Below are 18,497 nucleotides of genomic sequence, written 5' to 3' on the forward strand. Positions count from 1 at the left end.
ACCCATTTCAAATCGAAAAATCCAAAAACAAGGTATAACATCTTTAATTACAGTAGATTATATAGATATAAAAAAGCAACGTTTGGACACTAATGATTTAACTTATCAAAATTATAGTGGAGCATCCTTCCGGGCACAACCAGGCTTCAATAAAGTAGAGTTATTAAACATTTAGTTTGGACAAATTTGAGCGAACAAGTTTGTACAGGGAAGCCGGATCTGGTTCATGTTTTACCAAATTAGCAGGCGCTGTTCCAGACGAGGGAACAGCGCCTGCTTCTGTTCTTCACAAGTTTATAAGTCTGCTTCTACAACACCTCCATTTTTGTAGATGGCAAAGCAGGCAGCTCAAAGAATACTGCTTTCCTACCATCCACTTTCACATTTCTTCCTTTTACTGTTTGTGCTTTTCCGTCTACAGTCAACTTCAAACCTTTTTTAGCAGAGGCTATGGTGGCAGGTACAGTTAATGCTACAGGCGTATCGGCGGTAATGTACCAGGCGTCGTTTTCTTTGGACAGGGCTGCGGCTGTTGCTTCTTTGCTTTCCAGGCTCCAGCCTTCTTTTCCTATTCGGTTACCCTTGCCCAGGAAGAGGTAGCGCAGGCCTTCGCTGTTCTCGCTGATGATGCCATAAGTTCCCGTAAAGCGCATGTCCGCATGTACAATGGGTTTGGTGGCATCTACAGCAGAAAAAATATACTCGCGGCTGTTGTTTTTGCTTTCTACAGTCAGGCCTACAAAGTCGGCACCGACACCCTGCGGAACGAAGGAAGTAATGGCGGCTATATATTTAGGCTCTCTGGACGTAGAAGGTTCATACACGGCTACAAACGGACGGTTCCAGGCTTCGCCAGTCTGGCGGGCCACGATGGTATGCAGGGGCAGGTCAGCTATTTCAGCAGGAACCATACCACCTGTCCCGAACGATTTAGACGGCGGGGCTTTTACGGCAAAAATTTCGCGTTCCGGGGCGCCTTTCATCCACATGTTCATCAGCACCTCGTCTTTACCTGGTATGTTCAGTTTATAGGTGGCCTGGTAATCCTGCTCCAGCTTTACAGACTGCTTGTTCCAGAGGTAGTCGTAGGCAAACATATCGCCGTCGGCGAAGGCCAGTTTGCGGGTGGGTTGCAGCGGAAGCGGCTTGCCTGCGGCATCGGCCAACGTCAGCTCCTGGCCCAGGTTGTGGTAGAAGTAGTCGTGCCGTTTGTCGCCGCCTTCTTTCTTTCTGGAGCGGAAAATGTCGATGTAGTAGCCGGTAATTTCACTGGTGCGCACAATGCTCATCAGGCGGTTCTGGTCGGCGTTGGTCTCGGGCTCGCGGAAGTAAAGGTCGGAGAAGGTTACACCGGAGAAGTAGCCGGTTTTCTGCCCCGGTGCCGGGTAAGCAGCCCGTACCTCAAAGCTATGGTTGCTCTTCATAACCGGGTAAGCCGAAATGCCGTCTACCACCACGGTGTTGTGCGCAGGGAACTGCGAGTAGTACTCAGCATAGTCGGGCTGGAAGTAGCTTGTGCCGATGCCCATTTCCGGCGCCAGTACCAGTCCTTTTCCATACAATTCCATGGCAATGCCATTGGCATGGGCGTGGTTGCCCATAGAGCCCGCCTGCGAAATCATGAGGCCGTGCTGCGGGTCGAGGCCGTTGCGCTGCACGAAGTAACTTACATTGGGCGCATGAAACGTAGGTGTTAGGAACTCCTCTAGTTTACCGGCTGGTATAGTGGCATTCAGATGCATGGGTGCTGTATTGAAGAGCAGCTTGTATGAACTTCCCTGTGGTTTGCCGGCACCACCCTTGCTGCTTTCGCCTGCCACCATTTTGTACATGCGGGTAAATTGCTCCTCCTGTTCTTTTTTCTGGTGCTTCTGGGCATTCAGAATCAGCTGCTGCATGCCCGCCGTCGGCAGGCCCACGTATTTGGTATCACCAAAGCCCACCATGTAGCCATTCGGCCAGAGGTACTGCGCCGTAGCTGTTACGGCTTTGGGCACGATGGGCAGCGAAGGCAGCAGGTCAAAGTTGAGCGTTCTGTCGAAGAGGGTGACGAACTTGGAAAAGTCGTTCACTACCATGGTGGAATAGCTGGGGCTTTCGTTCCAGAAGCCGGTATTGGCATCGAAGCCTTTGTTTACCAGGTCGGTGAGCGCCCATTGGCGGAGCGTGGTGCGGTTCAGAATCTGGTCGAGGTAGAATTGGGTGCCTTTGCCATCTTTATAGGCATTATTGTCCTGTAGCACCAGGGCAATGTGCGCCACAAAGTCGGCCTGCATCAGGTTCCAGTTGTTGTGCGGCACACCGTTTTGAATGATGATGTCGGCCCATTTCTTAAAAGCTTCGTCGTAAACAGTTTGTTTGGAAGGGGCTTTGGTCAGGATGTAATCGTGCAGGAAATCGTAGGTGGCGGTAAGCTCGTTGAGGATGTCTTCATGAATCACTTCAAAAGAAGACAAGCCTACGAGTGTCTGGTGGTGCCCACGTGCCAAATCGAAGGGTTCTTTGCGGTAGTACATGCCGGTCATGTAGGTATCGAAAAGGTCGTAGGCAAAGCGGGCGTATTTTTCCTCGCCGGTGTACCAGTGCATAAAGGCAGCGTTTTCGGCAAGCTCCATAATTTCGCAGTTAATGGCCTCCACAATGCGACCGGTCTTGGACTGCTCCGCCCATTCCCACGGGTTGCCTTCTTTGGTGCCGTTCTGCAGGTACAGCCCGCGCTCATCGTCCATGTAAGGTTTTATGTCATTCAGCTTTGGCCGCTTATAGGGTGTTGTGGCGTCGCGGGTGCCGGTAAAGCGAGGAGTTGGTACGGGCGCTTTGCCAGTAGCATGTGCGTAAACGCCGCCTTTGATGAAGACATCGGTGGCGTGGCTGTTCCAGTACATCTGCAACCGAGACACTATCCACTTCGGGTCTTTCACATGCCGGTTTACATAAGGGTTAATCTTGGCTTTGGTCTGCTCGTACACCTGCTGCGCCCACGCTTCCGAGTCCAGAAGCTTATTAACAGCTGCTCTGTCGGATGCTTCGGTTCCAAGAATGCGCGGATGCGCCGCCGTGTATTTTGCAGGAATTTTGATATCCTGTGCTGAAACGTGAAAGGTAAAAATACAGGTAATGAGGAGCGTAAGTGTTGTCGTAAATCGGGAGGAGGTTTTCATCTTTATCAGTTTTCTTTTAACTCTCTGTTTATATCCTGCTAATGCGAAGGATTATAATTATTGAGCATCAAGAATTTACTTTTGGACACTATTCCTTATAATATACCTTCAGATGTTTATTGCACCAGCAACCATTGCCACTGCTTCTCATGCTGCTGAGAGAGGAACATGAGAGATGAAAGTAGAAAGGGAGGCTTAGCAATTTGAACTAATTTTCAAGAACAGTGCTGTGGTCGTCTATCCTCCCGATGCTCTCCACTTCCACCTTCTCAGTTCCCGGCAGGTAAATAACAGGGGCAGGTGTTTTATTGATTAACTTAATGTTTTTTGCACTGGGCTGGCTACCATTGCGGGGACCACCATAGCCTTTGGTGGTAGAAAGTTCGATTACCATTGGTGCCGGAATGAAAATTGGGTTTGCAGTTGTCAGCTTTATATGGTGGTTCTCCCCGTTGATTTTTGCAAGCAGATTGTTTGCTACTCCGCCCCTGCTGTCGAGAATCTCCAATTCAACTTCTGCATGCTGCGCCCGTACATAAGGCACTGAAAGCGCTTCGGCATATTTGGCATCCGCCCGGCAGTTCACCAGTTTGTCGTTGGCCCCTACATTAAAGCCCGATGCCACACAATTCGTCACCTGGCAGTTTATTACCAGGTCGCCGATAGCATTAAGGCCGGTGCAGATACCACGGCGCATATTGGTTACTGTACAATTTCTGATGGTAGCAGTTCCTGTTACCTTTCCGCCGGAAGCCTCTGGATAAATACGAATGCCGTCCTCGCTGAGCGAAACCATCTCGCCCGGCAGAATTTTACCGTCCTCTCCCACTATCACACCTTCTATATAATTTTTACCTCCGGCTTTAAAATCTCTGTCAAAAGCATATCCTGATGTTTCGGCCAATATTTCGTCGGTTTTCCGGAGCAGACCGTCTACATGGCAATCTTCTATGAGCGTATTTTCAGCGCCCTGCACAAAAATGGCATGCCCCATGGCACGCATGTGCACACGGCAGCCGATGAGCTTCACATCCTTGCCAGGCCAACCAATCCGGATGCCGTTCATTTTCCGGACATCGCCACCACTTATACCAAAGAGGCTCCCGTACCCCCAGGGATTGGAGCCTTCCGTGGTCACCTCCACATTCCGAAGCGTTACGCCGATTCCGGTAATATTGAAAATCTTGTTCCTACTCTGGATTCCGGGTTTGTTGCCGTATGTTTCTACCTGCAGCCCCTCCATGACGATGTTATTTCCTGACAATGTCATGGCACAATACATCAGGGCATCGCCACCACCCGGCGCTACTCCAAACTGACTAAACAACTTTGTATCAACCTGAAACTTCACGCCTTTCAGGTCCCAAGTAGAGTTGTTTCCGGTAAACTCGATGAAGTGGCGGAACAAAGCTTTATCAATCCTGTAAGTGCCAGGTTTCAGCCTGACTTTTACATTATCCTCACCAGCTAATCTGCGGAGTTCGTCTACATTATCAATCAGCATATAACCATCAGCTGCCAGAACAGGAGCTTGCTTGTCTTCTGTTACCTTAAGTTTACGAATGCAGTGTGACCAGTCACCGGCTGATGTTCCTGCTTTATCCTGTCTGACCTTAAATACCAGTTGTCCTCGTATTTTCAGGTTTTTGAGCTTTACCTTCTCAGGTGCTTTTTCACTGCCATCGTACTGCCACAATACATTGACTGCTGCATCGTAAAGAGTGATGGGTACCTGTACAGCCTTGCCTTCCGGCCTGTACTCAAACGACAATTCCTTAATTGGTTTATCCAGCTTAAAATGGCAAAAGACATAAACATCTTCTGCTACCGTTGCAGCTGGCTTTTTTTTTATAATTATACCATCAGATGCAGGTGCAACCTCAAAAACTTCCTGGGCAGCTGGCTGATTATACCGGATAGTCCAGGCGCCGTTGGCAAACTGGGGAATTCCCTGAATAGATGCCTGGGCGAACATTTTTGTGCTACTACTTAAAATGCTTAAAAGCAGAAAAGTCCGGAATAGCAATACAACTTTGATATTATAATTCATCTTCGTTCTGTTCTTATAATTAAATAATGCCTAACATGGTGTTGTAAAGGCGCTAACTTGAGTGTATAGGCCCAGTTATTAATAGCAAGTGCATCAGAAAGGAGAACTTTGAAAATTACCTAATGTAATCTCTAAAAATGAGCACTTTACAGAAGCCAAAGCAGAATTTCCCAAAGCAATATAAGGGAACAGGGAAGTTCACACGAATACTGCTCTGGGAAAATTATACTATTTCAGGCAAAGGTGTACTCACTACACAGTAGTACCTTTATCACACCCTTACCAGCCTGGATTGTTGGAAAGCTCACTCTGATTCGAAAGTGAGTTTAACCACGAAAGCGGAATGGGGCGCAGATTATATTTTGTAGAGTTCAGGGCAAGCTGCGTCGGTACACCGCCATTTATGTTTGTTACATCCCAGTTATATTTGAGCACTCTTTCAGCCAGCTTCTTTGTTCGCTGCAGGTCGTTCCAGCGAGGCACTTCGCCAAACAATTCCAGTGCACGCTCATCCAGAATATCATCCAGTGTTACCTGCCCTGTTTTCTGCAAAGCACCCGGTACTTTTTCCGCTCTTCTTCTTACGGCGTTCAGGTAGGTTAATGCATTCCCATTGTCCCCTTTCTTCACAGCAGCCTCCGCAGCAATGAGGTATGTTTCTGCTAAACGAAAAATATAAATATCGCGTGTTCCTGATGCCGCACCACTCTCGTTGAAGATAGTATTGGCATCCTTGAACTTCCAGACAGGCAGCCAGGCCCTGGTGGTGGCATTTGAGGTCTGGTAAGCAACTTTAAAATAGTCGTCATTCGAGAAATCCTTAGGGTCGCCTGTTGGGTAGTTATAAATGACATACTTTTTCCCACTTTTTTCAGCCTCTGTCCAGTACTTGAATTTAGAATCTGTCGGAACAGGAAAATAAATCACTGTATCGCCTACTGCAAATTTTCCGGCTACAGCTGAAGTTGCCTGAAACCAGTTCTTTCCTGTATTTCTTCCATCAATAGAGGTGGCAGGGTTGGCGTTCATAGGGCTCATAAATGTAACTTCGGCCCTTCTGTCCTTGTGCCAGTCGAACAGCAGATACAGGAATTTAGTAGGCTGGCCGAATACGTCATCGTTGCTGTAATAGGCGCTCTTTGTCAGCCCCGCCCATCCCTCACGGTAGGGAAACAAATACCATTTAGGAAAGTTGTTCACGTTGTTGTTGGCAGTTGCCGAAAAACCAACCGAAAAAATAATTTCTGCATTCGTTTCATTAGCCTGCCGGTGCACCTGCAGATAATCAGGCAACAGCGTATGCCCTGAATTCTGGATAACATCTACGGCATCATTATAGGCATTCGTAAAATCATTGGCATCAGCATAGCTTTCGTACCCTCTTGTCAGGTAAACAAGTGCTCGGAGGTGTTTTGCAGCGGAGGCTGACATTCTGCCGTAATTTGCACCTGTTTGCTTTTTAGGCAAAACAGCGATGGCATCGGTAAGGTCTTTCAAAATCTGCTCATAAAACTTGGGGCCTTCTGTTAATTCCGCTGTCGTAGTTGGAGCCATTGGTTCAGCTATCATTAGCGGTGCTTTACCCCAGTTCCGTACAAGTTCAAACAAGTAGAGCGCTCTCAGTGCCTTGGCCTCTGCTACTCGCTGCTCTAAAACAGCAGTTTCAATACCATCCGGGTCCTGGGCTTTGGTGAGTACCTGTGGCGCCCTATCTATCGCAGCATTTACGTTCTTCAATGCGTTATATAAATCGTTCCAGTAGCCCAATAGACTTCCCTGGTTAGCATCATAGGTAACGGTATACTGATTAAGAGGATTTATACTTCCTGTAAAATTCTGTGTAACAATATCGGTTCCCAGCTGCGTAACGTTCTGATAGTCCTTACTGTTGTAGATTCCCCTCAGATTTGAGTAGCACCCGACAATCAGGTTTTCAAACCCTGACCTTGTAGCAAAGAATTCTTCTGCTGACTGGCTGGAATGGTTGACCTCATCCAGAAAATCATCTGAACAGCCAGCACTCCCCATAAGTAAAGACAATGCCAGCATTCCTTTTATAAAAAATTTATTGGTTTTCATATATCTTAAAAAATTTACTTAGAATGAAGTGTTTAAACCGAAAAGAATATTGCGGGTCATGGCATCACTGGAACCGATACCCGTAGAAGGTTGCTCAGGGTCATATCCGCTGAAGTTGGTTAAAATATAAGGGTTTTGAACTGTTGCATACACGCGCAGGTTGCTCATCTTAATTTTGCTTAACAAATCGCTTCTGAAAGTGTAACCAAATGTAGCATAAGCTACTTTCAGGAAATCTGTACTGTGCATTACATGAGAAACTGAAGTTGTACTGCTATTTGCGTCTCTGTAGGGCCCCATATTGGAAGGTTGCGCCATTGTATTGGAAGGATTTTCAGGAGTCCAGTAATCTTTTTTCATGTTATTGAAATTCGGGTTATTGTTCTCCAATGCCCAGGAAACATAAAACTGGTTTCTTTCTCTTGCACCAGTTCTCCAGTAGCTATGGACAGCAAAATCAAAATTCTTGTATCGGAGAGTGTTGGTAAAGCCTCCTATCCAATCTGGCTGGCGCTTACCATCAAGGAATCTATCTTTATCAGGATGAATCGTACCATCACCATCAAAATCTTGCACTCTGAACTGACCCGGTCTTTGGCCGTATTTGGCAGCTTCTGCTTCTTCACCTAATTGCCAAACACCTATGTTCATCAGGTTCCAGTTTGAACGGATAGGCTGCCCGATAAACCACTTGTTGGTATAGTCGCCCTCCATTCCTGCCAGTTGAGGCGAATATTTGCCCAAATCTTCCTTAAACGCCAAGTCTACTATGGCATTTTTGTTATACGCTAGTGTTAATGTAGAATTCCAGCTGAAATTACCCGACTGCACATTTACAGTGTTTAAAGTTAATTCTACGCCTTTATTTCTTACTGAGCCTACATTATCGTCTATGCTAGAGTAACCTAGGTGTGTCGGAATGCTTTTTCTCATTATCAGGTCTCTGGTCAGGCGATTATAGGCTTCCACACTACCTGAAATTCGGTTCTGGATAAATCCGAAGTCCAGCCCCAGGTTATATTCTGATGTTTTTTCCCAGGTTAAAGCATCGTTACGCAGGTTGTTTGGAACGTTTCCTATCACATCTGAACCAAATGAATAATACTGTGACCCGGAAATTGTTCCGTTTGTGGAATAAGGACCTACTGCATCATTACCGGTGTTACCGTAGCTGGCACGCAACTTCATATTAGATAACCAGGTTACATCTTTCAGGAATGCTTCCTCGCTTACCCTCCAACCAATAGCAGCAGACGGGAAAAGCGCCCATTTGTGACCAGATGCCAGTTTGGATGACCCATCGTAACGTGCACTTACTGTGAGGAGGTATTTATCCAGGAATGTGTAGTTTGCACGTCCCAGGTAAGACATCAGGCTTGTTTGAGTGTAAGCAGAGTTAAAACCTGTTATTTCACCACCCTGCAGATTATACCACAGCGAATTATACTTCAGGTTGCGGGATGCAGCATACAAGTTCTCATATTGTGTCTGCTGCAGCGAGTACACACCTGTAACATCGACTTTGTGTTTGCTGTTTTCCCATTTATAATTTGCAATATTGTCCCATACCCAATCGGTGTTACTGAACCTTCTCATGTTGTTTGTTCCACCAGCTGCTGTACCTTGTAGTGCTTTCGTATACACGCCCCGGTACTGGCCGGCACGGACATCTTCCAGCGATGGCGAGAAAGTGGATTTTATCATCAGGCCCTTTAGCGGAGTTACTGCTAGGTAAGCATTTCCTAAAATATTCGTACTCTTTACATTGTTAAACTCATTTTCCTGCGTTACCAGTGGGTTGAACAAACCATTGCTGGGAAACCGCCATTGCTCTTCTCCGGTTACCAGACTATTGGGGTGCTGCGTCGGACGCATCCGGAAAGCGTCCTGTAACAAATCAGAGTTTCCCGTTTCACGATTATCATGTGACAAATAGATGCTGGCTCCAAAACTAAAAAGTTCATTGGCTTTTAAATCCAGCGTTGCTCTTAGGTTATAGCGGCGGTAATCCTGTGGGTAAAGCATACCTTCTTCACGGTAATATCCACCTGATACAGAATACCTGGCCTCTTCAGTACCACCCGAAGCAGAAAGGCTGTGATTGGTCTGCCTGGCAGTTTTAGAAACCGCTTTTATCCAATCATAATAATTACCATCCTGTACCGCTTTTAATTCCGAAGCATCTGTAAAAATCTTTTCGTCGGCTACGTATTCATTGTTGTTGGTTGCCCTCCTTGCCTCACGCGCCAACTGTACGTATTCTTCTCCGGACATCATATCCGGCAGGTTGGTGTACTGTTTAAACCCTAGGTAGTTGCTGTAACTGATTTTTGGTTTACCTACCACACCTCGCTTTGTTGTTACGATAACCACACCGTTTGCTCCACGCGACCCATAAATAGCAGTAGCAGACGCATCTTTCAGAATATCAATTTTTTCAATATCATCCGGATTGATTTTATCTATATTGGCGCCCGGAATTCCATCCACAACGATCAGGGGCGCATTACTGCTCGAAATCGAACTCAGGCCCCTGATATCGATGCTAAAGCCACCCCCTGGTTTATTGTTGGAGCGGATAATATTTACCCCAGACACATTGCCCTGAAGCGCACCAACCGGGTTAAAATTACCTCCTCTAACTAAGGTTTCGTTTGATACGCTTGATATGGCACCTGTCAGGTCAGACTTTTTCTGAGTGCCATACCCTACTACAACCACCTCCTGAAGCGCCTTCTGGTCTGTACTCAACTGCACGTTCAGCTGTGTCCTGTTACTAACAGTCACTTCCTTTGAAACATACCCCACAAAAGAAAAGATCAAGGTACTACTTCCGTCAGGTAGTGCCAATGAGAAATTCCCTTCAGAATCTGTAATTGAACCAATACCAGGTTTTCCTTTAACAGCAACACTTACACCAGGTAGTGGTGTACCGTCCTCCTGTGCCGTAACTTTGCCTTTTACAAGAACCTGCCCTTGTTTTACATTAACAAATTCAGTTATGGCAGTAGTATACAGGCCTGACCTATAAGCTGTACTACCCGCGTATACAGCACCATGTGCTTTAGGCTGCACAAGCCCAAGGCTTAGCCCCATAGCCATCAGTAGCCATTTTTTTCTCCGTAATTGTAAATCCATATTGTTTACTTTATAGGTTAGAATTGATTTATAATTGCAATAACAAGGCGCATGAAGCACCAGGAGCGGCGGAACATTTTTTCATAGCTATTTTTCGCTTATGTTGCATACCCTTATGGTATCATTTTCTGCAACCAGTCAGACCACTAAACACATATAGTGATCAAACTTATCTCCACTGACTATATGCAAAATAGAGTACAAACAGTTGTTAGTTTAGACAAAAAGAATTCAGATTTTCCAGAAAATTTGTTACAATAAAAATATTAGCAGCTACAGGTCTTTCTAAAAGAGGAAGGGTTGAAAAGCCTAATGCAGTTAAGGAAAATATTCTACGACACAGGGTATTACTTTTTTAAACACAGCTGTTGCACCAAATTTCCAGAATGACTTGGTAGGAGCATACAACAGTAGTAGATGTGGCTTTTATTGGAAGTGTTGCACAATAAGCCTGTCTCAAGGTGTACTGAATGAAATAAGGGCAGGAAAATGCTGAGATAGCTGAAAGTTAATCGTAAGCAGAAAACACTACTATGACTATGGTAAGGCTTTTAGAAAATTAGTATGTAAAAAAAATGGGCGCATTAAATTCTTATGCTTAAGAAATTAATGCGCCCATAATATATTAAATTTATTAAAGATGAGCAGCTCCGGTATTCGGATGCTCTATTCAGTGGGTATTAGTTAAGTGGGTATAGCGCTGACTCGGTGGCCGATATTAAAATTTTATTCCACAGCGCATCTACTTTAGCTGCCGGCAATTCTTCTTCAATAGTATTCATCGCCAGAACCATTTGCTTGGCCTGCTCTATTTCCTGCTGCTTCTCCGGGTACACGTTCTGCACCTGTTGCCAGAATATTTGCTGTGCTTCGTCGTTTTCCAACACCCAAAGCCAGAAACCCTCCTCATTCACAAATTCGTCAGCTGAATAATATCTATATTTCTTTAAGTCCATTTCATTTTTAATTAGGCATTCAAACCAGGAGTTCTCAGAAGGCTTCTTGCTGTTTCCTTCATATAGGTAGACCTGAACCTACCCATTTTTGGACAAAAAAAGTAATGAATCTTTACGCAGCACCTAAAATCATGTTTTAACGCAGAACCAGTAAAAGACATGCAGCGAAATAAGTTTAATGAAACAACATTTATACAACACCTGCAACTTTCACCCCTCTATTGTAAAGCGGCTCAGGTAAATATAGTAGATTTTCTGCAGTTTGTAAACAATTTATGCAGCAAAAGGAAATCGGGTAATGCTACTTTAGCAAAAGTAAGCTAGTATCACCACTTACTTAGCATGTACCTGATTTATACCCCAAATCATCTTTACAAGCTAGCATAGAACTTCTCTTCATTTGCCAGCAGCAGTGGGAATGGTGGCAGAGGCAGTATATAAAACAGGGCGAGCCGTCTATCTCTCGCGGCTCGCTCTCCGGCCGAAGAAGCCAGAGGAGCTCAGACAACCGCTCCATCCCTCACTCTTTGACCTTTTGCTCAACCACAACCCACACCTCAGCATCGGAAGGCACTTTTTACGAGGTGGTATAATTAATCATTCCCATACCCCGAAGCTATAAAATAATAGCCTTGCCAATTGTACTGAGCACACAATACGGGCAAGGCTATAGGAAGTTAGATGCTCTGACAAGATTTACTATTGCCTGCAGCCGGTTAATTCTTCAGCAACCATGCAGCCAAAAGAAAGGGAGTTATACAGGTTCCTTTACGTGTGCCTCTTTCTGAAGAGAACGGGAATTTTCCAGGCGTGATTTCAGGGCTGCATAGAAATAAAAGGAAACGGAAGCGGGTACAGGCAAGGTCGCCCTGTTGGTCCACATCTCGACAAACAACTGCTGTATGGCGGCATCTACGAGGTCATTGGCAGCACCGAGGCTTTTTGCATACTGGTAGAGGATGCTAATGTTGCGCTGGTAAATCTGGGCGAAAGCAGCTTTATCACCTGATTGAAACTTTACCCAAAGTGCTTTTTGCTCCTGATTGTTATTTAACTGAACTACCTTCATCTGATTAAATAGAATTGTGGTCTGGTCAAACTTATAGTAAACTTACTTCGGCATCACCGCCTACCTGGACGCCGCCAGTACGGGTACAGATGAGGCTCTCTCGTACAAGGTGGTACTTAGCTCCACTTTTTTATAGTCGTTCTTTTTAGCAGCTCCCGTTAACTTATCGAGCAGGAGGCTCACAATACTTTTAGCTATTTCCTTGATAGGCTGTGCAATGGCCGTAATGGGTGGCCTGAACAGGCGGAAGAGCTTTTCGTCGTCAAACACCACCACGCCTATGTCGGCAGGCATTTCCAGCCCCAGGTTCTGTATCGCCTCCAGACCGCTGTCGGCCAGGTAGTTGGTCGCAAAGAACACGGCATCAATGTTTGGGTGCTGCTCCAGGAATGCTTGTATCTCTTTGGTTATCTTTTTAGGCTTAAGGTCGAAGGGTATCTTCTGGATGTAGTGCGCCAGGTGCTGCTCTTCCATGGCCTCTTTATATCCCTGCAAGCGGTCCTGCATCTGCACCTGCTCCGACGCTAGCGTGATAAAGGCTATCTGCTTGTACCCGTTATGTAGCAAATGGTTTGTGGCATTGTAGCTACTCCTTTGGTTTTCCACCACCACTGTGTCGGTGGCAACCTCCGGGAAGTAACGGTCGAACAGCACTACCGGCAGGTTACTCTTCTGGAGCGCCTGTATTTCTTTTTCGATGCCAGGTGGCGGTGCAATAATGAAGCCGTCTACCTGGCGGCTTTTGTATACCTCTAGCAGCTCCTTTGTTTTATCTGCATTGTTTTCGGTGCTGCAGTACACAATCTTGTAGCCTTTGCTGTTGGCTTCTTCTTCAATGCGGCGGGCGATACTCGAGAAGAAGGGGTCAGAAATATCTTCCACCAGCACTCCTATCACTTTAGTTTCGCCTGTTCGCAAGCCCCGGGCAAGTTGGTTCGGCACATAACCTACCTCCTCCACATACTTTAGGATCTTCTGCGTGAGGCTTTCGCTGATGTGGTTTTCCTTTGCTTTCCCGTTCAGCACAAATGATACCGTGGTTTTAGAAACCTCCAGCTGCTCTGCAATATCTTTTAAAGAAATCTTTTTCATTATCCTTCCGCTGTTACACTTACAAATACTTGTTAGTACGTGCCTTATGTTGTTTAGCGCCTGCCATACCTTAACTGATTCAAAGATAAGTATACTAAATCGATTTAGCAAGCATTATTTTATCTAAATCGATTTAACAAAAAGCCGTTAAAAAACCCAATACATGTTTTATTGAAGTATAGGAGCAACAGCACTGCAAACAAATTCATCCTACGGCCTTGAGTGTTCAGACAGCTGAAATTGAAGCGAGAATTGAGTCTGAAAGGGGATTATAATACGCAGGTCTATGGCAAGCTAATTTCACCCATGAGGGTAGCTGTTTACTAAAAGCAAAGAAGGTAGCTGAAAAAAATTAATAAAGGATATGCTTAGTGGTTTAACAGGTAGAACGTCCGCTCCACCTGTTCCGCCGACTGTAGCTTAGGCACCATACTGCGTCCGTACTGCCAGGCAACCACCGTTACCTTTACTGGATACTTTGCTCGGGGCGGTATTTTAGTAAATTTCAGAGTATTGCCCTCCAGCACGGCCGGGCCTTCGCGCACATAATACTGAACCGGCACGCCAGCATCAGAGGTAGCTTTCAATTCGATGGACTTTGTTTTCTTCGCCTGCTGGTTAGGGATAACAGGAAAGGTAATGTGTTGGGCTGCTCCGTCCTTGTTTTGTAACGGAAACTTCAGGTTTGCCTGCTGCACGGCACTTTTGTAGTTTTTGTCACCCGGGTGGCTCGCCAGCAGCCAGATATCATTAGACCGTTTGGGGTTATTCATCCCCATGCGGTAGAACTGAATTCGAAAGGTTTCCGGACCTGTCTGCACCAGGGGACCGGTGATGCGGGAAAGGCTGACCGGGCCTGAGGCGTGACCAATGGGAGAACCAGCTGGGAGCTTGGTCCATTTGGCCGGGTTCGGGTGGCCGGCCGGCACTGTATCCAGAAAAGTACTGCCTACCCTGAAGCTGATGCCGTCTTCCAGGGGAATAAACTGCAGGCTGACTTGGGCATGCGACTTATTTTGCGGCAACACCATTTCGTGCTGCACCAGGCCAAGCAGCTGCGGCTTTTTGCCCCGTACCCGGGCATAATGCGTTTCGGTAGCCTCCGCTAATTCTTTATCAAAATACCAGAAGGCTTCTTGTGTGTTACCAGTATATGCGGCATAAGGCGCAGCTGGCGCTTGTGGTAAGGAATCGGTACGCCAGCGGTCGGCGAGCCAACCTTTTTGTGGGTCGATGGGCTTCAGCGTGGCAGGCTTGCTGAGCGGCATTTGGGCAGGCAGGCGCTGGTGAGCGGCCTTGCGGATAAACAGCGCCAGGTATTGAACCAACTCATCTGAAATATCAAAATGGCCGCGCCCGGCATCAGTAAGTAAGGAGACTGGTGCAGCAGGATGTTTTGCGCGATAGGCCAGCGCAGGCACCATCCGTTCCGGCATCCATTCATACTCTCCTATCACCATCAGGCCCGGAACACCTGCTATGGTTCTGCTGCCCCAATCGGGGTTGGGACGTCCGCTGCCTGTCAGGTTGGAGAGCGGGGCATCTCCTTTGATGGAAATGGCTGCCAGTGTTCGGTCCGGGCTCCAGGCGGCGAAGTTCCAGGGGTAACTCGCTGCTGCGGAATGTCCGATAGGTACCACCGGAGTGAATGCCAGCTCCTGGTACCCCGACTCCTTTGCCAGAGCCTCCAGCATTCCGTTAAACTGCTCCCCTGCCCCCTTCTCAAAATCAAATACGAAGTCGATGCCAGGGGTAACCCAAACTTCAGCTATACCCAGCTTTGCCAGCTCCTGACGGAATACCGGGTGCTCCAGGATACCTTCTTCGAGCATGTTGTGCTGCCCTACCACAACTGCCCGCACCTGCCTGCAGTCAGGCGGAATCCAGAGAAAGGCACGGGGGTTATCATTGGTTTCCTGTGAAAACACACCCGGTACCTTCACCGACCATTGCCACTCCTGCGCGGTCAGTAATAGCGGACATAACAGAAAAATTAACAGCACAAGTAATCCTTTCATCTAACTTCTTGCAATTGAGCTTCAAAAGTTTATTTTCTTAGCGACTGCTGATGCCTGGTTGTACCGTCGGTTTTTCGCCGGCAGGAGCAACTTTAAGGAGTACATCATAACCAGCAGGCAATTTGCCTGTTACCGTTCTATCAGAGGCGTCTGCACTTCCGGATGCTTCGATGTAGTGCCCATCCTGCAGATAATACAGCCTAAGCTTTCTGAATTTGCCTGCGGGGTCTTTGCTGTGGTGTGGAATGGTAATTTCAACTTCTCCATCGGCAGCATAAGCCAGCCCTTCCTCCTTCCGGTTTAAACCAGCCGCAATAGCCGCTCCGGTTGTTTCAAGTTTGTATTTACCTTTCTGAAGTAGCCTTCCCTTCCCCAGGTAAAGGTACTGGAAGCCCTGCTCATTTTCAGCAGCAATGCCATACATCCCGCTGAACCGGATACCTGTTGCAGGTGCGTATACAGTCTCGTCCACAGCCTGCAGGATATACTCTTTGCGCCCCCTCAGCTCCTGGTTCAGTGGTTTACTCTCTACAAGTAAGCCAACAAAACGGTCCTCCGATGCCAAAGCCGTAATTTTCTGAACCGATTTTTCTGCTCCTTCATATGGCTCAAACACAGCTACGAAAGGAGCTTTCCAGGCATTGTTACCGTTTTGCCTGATAATAATAGTTGGGGTTATTCCGGGAGGTGTATTCACACCGTTCGGCGTAACATTTTTATTAAGGTTCGTATAGGGCGCTTCTACCTGGTATACCTCCCGGTGTTGCTGTCCTTTCATCCACATACCCATGCTGATGCTTGGAGATGTAGCCGTTATGGTCCAGGTGGCATACAGGTCGCCAGTGTAGGCTGCCTTTTGCTGATTTTTAAAGTACCTGTAGCCCTGGTGATAGCTGGTACCTAAATCGGAAGCAGGAGCCAATGGCAAATGAGTACCTGATTCGTTTTTCAGGGTCAGGGTATTGCCGAGGTTATGGAAAATATAGTCGTTGTTATCCTGGTCCGAACGAAAGACATCGACATAATAGCCGGTAGAAGGCGATGTTCTGATAATACTGATTACCCTTCGCTTTTCACCTGCCGACACATCCGAAAAAGAAGCATAGGGCGAAATAGCTTTTTCGTTTATGAAATTACCCGGTGCCGGAGCAGGTTCCATGGCATTGACGGTGACAGGCCCGGCTTCGTATCCAGGTACAATGGTGTTGCTTCCGGTAACGGTTTGGTGATAGCTGAAGTCATCGCTCCAGTAAGATTCGTACCCCGAAGCATCGGGCGCCAGTGCCCAGCCCTTGCCGTACAGCTGCATGGCCAGTCCGTTCGGGTTCAGGTGCAGCTTTTTCGGATACCCGCCATACAGCGTCGCCATCAATCCGTTTTCTATTTGGTTGCCGTTTTTCATGGTGATGTGACGGTGCACTACGGAATATGCTGTCCGGATTCCAGAGATTTCCCTATTCTCCGGCTGCGGTACTGTTGGCACATTTACACACAACCCAACCCAACCGGAGGTGCTGCGGTCGTAATGACCTGCATCCAGCCCTTTTCGGATAGCAGATGCGGCAATGGCGGCATTTTCATTATCTCCCTTCCAGGTATAGTAAGTCAGCAGTCGTTCAAACATGGCGTAATTTGCAGGGCCTCCCCTGCCGTCGCCAAACACTATGGTATTTCCACGGGCATCCAGCCACGGGAAAATAGCCAGGGCCGCTTTCTGCAGCATAGGGTTGCTTTCTATTACATCCACACCCTGTTTGTAAATCGGAATCGCCAGATCCAGCAGCATCGCAATGGTACTTAGGGCATAACCCGGCGACTCCGACCAAAGACCGGTTACTTTATCATAATCTTTAATAAAGTCGGGCAGGGCGTCGTGGTAATTCGTGGAAGTGGTAGTGAAATACTGCAGGTAATATTCTTGGCCGCGGCCATCTTTGTAATAGTCGTTTGTCTCCAGGACAAGTATCGGACGCATCGCTAAATTCCAGCCGTTTATGTTCCAGTTGCCGCTCTTGCCGCCGCGCACCATATTTATTTCGATAAAACGCTTGAATACGGTTCCTGCCAGGTCTGTTACACTTTTACCGGTTGCTTTTAAGTGCTTGTGCGGGTGCTTGTTCAGGTAGTCGTACAGGAAATCGTAGGATGCAGCCACGGCCATAGCCTGGTCATCGTGAATAACTTCGTAGTCGTAGTAACCCATAATGCCACCAGGCAAGTAGCCACCAGGCCCTCCCGAATGTTTTTCAGGGTCGAGGGGTGGGTTCATATAGTACACCCCCAACAGCCAGGCCCAGGTAATGTCGGAGGAAAACTTGGCGTATTTTTCTTCGCCGGTAAGCCAGTAAGCAAAGGCCGCTTTTTCGGCCAGGCTCAGTATTTCCGTGTTATTCAATCGTACCAGATGCCCCGACTTCCGGTAGGGAACCAGAACAGCTTCCCCCTCCGGGTTCTTCTTGCTCACTGCCAGCATGTCCCCGCTTTCATTAAAGGGGGTTCGGTTTTCGAGCGGTACGTTTATATACTCGTTCCAGGTGCGCATGCCTGGTAGCCGCACCGTTGGCACGGGTGCATTGCCTGTACCGTAGTCAAAATTTTCATTCCTAACATACCCTTGGGTGTAGTGCTCGCCTTTTTTCCAGTACATGGCCAGCCGCGAAACAATCCAGTCAGGGTCCTGCTGGTGCCGGTTCACATAAGGTTCCAGCTCCTTCTGCAGGCTTTGCCAGTTATTGGCGGCCCATGCTTCTGTGGAAATTTTCTTTTTTACCTGTTCCCTGTCTCCTGCTGACGCGTAAATGCGAGGATGTTGGCCATTGGCAATGGCCGTTACGGAGACTAAAATTGCAAAACCTGCAAGAATCAGGTGATGTAACATTATTCTGGTAGACATGCTGGAAGTGATATGTTTCTATTAGTTAAGAGATAAGAAAC

9 protein-coding genes are annotated in these 18,497 nt (G+C 47.1%); all 9 read right to left on the bottom strand.

Going from position 1 to position 18,497, the window contains the following annotated elements:
* Positions 1 to 308: 308 nt before the first annotated feature.
* The 9 genes from DCW36_RS04310 to DCW36_RS04350 all read right to left on the bottom strand — a co-directional run bounded on the left by DCW36_RS04310 (position 309) and on the right by DCW36_RS04350 (position 18,456).
* Positions 309 to 3,161, bottom strand: coding sequence for a heparinase II/III domain-containing protein (locus DCW36_RS04310; protein WP_114782951.1), 2,853 nt, complete (start codon positions 3,159 to 3,161; stop codon positions 309 to 311).
* 208 nt (positions 3,162 to 3,369) lie between these two features.
* The gene (locus tag DCW36_RS04315) at positions 3,370 to 5,136 is read right to left on the bottom strand and encodes a right-handed parallel beta-helix repeat-containing protein (protein WP_164891029.1); all 1,767 of its coding nucleotides are present in this window, start codon (positions 5,134 to 5,136) and stop codon (positions 3,370 to 3,372) included.
* A gap of 354 nt (positions 5,137 to 5,490) precedes the next feature.
* The gene (locus DCW36_RS04320) at positions 5,491 to 7,290 is read right to left on the bottom strand and encodes a RagB/SusD family nutrient uptake outer membrane protein (RefSeq protein WP_114782953.1); all 1,800 of its coding nucleotides are present in this window, start codon (positions 7,288 to 7,290) and stop codon (positions 5,491 to 5,493) included.
* Positions 7,291 to 7,308: 18 nt separating this feature from the next.
* On the bottom strand, positions 7,309 to 10,428 hold the full coding sequence (locus tag DCW36_RS04325; protein ID WP_205702869.1) for a SusC/RagA family TonB-linked outer membrane protein: 3,120 nt from the start codon (positions 10,426 to 10,428) through the stop codon (positions 7,309 to 7,311).
* 680 nt (positions 10,429 to 11,108) lie between these two features.
* On the bottom strand, positions 11,109 to 11,384 hold the full coding sequence (locus DCW36_RS04330; protein WP_114782955.1) for a hypothetical protein: 276 nt from the start codon (positions 11,382 to 11,384) through the stop codon (positions 11,109 to 11,111).
* 754 nt (positions 11,385 to 12,138) lie between these two features.
* A complete protein-coding gene (locus tag DCW36_RS04335) occupies positions 12,139 to 12,453 on the bottom strand; it encodes an RNA polymerase sigma factor (protein ID WP_114782956.1) in 315 nt (104 codons plus the stop codon).
* A gap of 60 nt (positions 12,454 to 12,513) precedes the next feature.
* The gene (locus tag DCW36_RS04340) at positions 12,514 to 13,545 is read right to left on the bottom strand and encodes a LacI family DNA-binding transcriptional regulator (RefSeq protein WP_114782957.1); all 1,032 of its coding nucleotides are present in this window, start codon (positions 13,543 to 13,545) and stop codon (positions 12,514 to 12,516) included.
* 368 nt (positions 13,546 to 13,913) lie between these two features.
* Complete coding sequence (locus tag DCW36_RS04345; protein WP_114782958.1) at positions 13,914 to 15,563, bottom strand: hypothetical protein; 1,650 nt, start codon at positions 15,561 to 15,563, stop codon at positions 13,914 to 13,916.
* A 37-nt stretch (positions 15,564 to 15,600) separates the two neighbouring features.
* A complete protein-coding gene (locus DCW36_RS04350) occupies positions 15,601 to 18,456 on the bottom strand; it encodes a hypothetical protein (protein ID WP_205702870.1) in 2,856 nt (951 codons plus the stop codon).
* Positions 18,457 to 18,497 lie beyond the last annotated feature (41 nt).

The organism is Botryobacter ruber, from assembly GCF_003347595.2.
GTDB lineage: Bacteria > Bacteroidota > Bacteroidia > Cytophagales > Hymenobacteraceae > Pontibacter > Pontibacter ruber_A.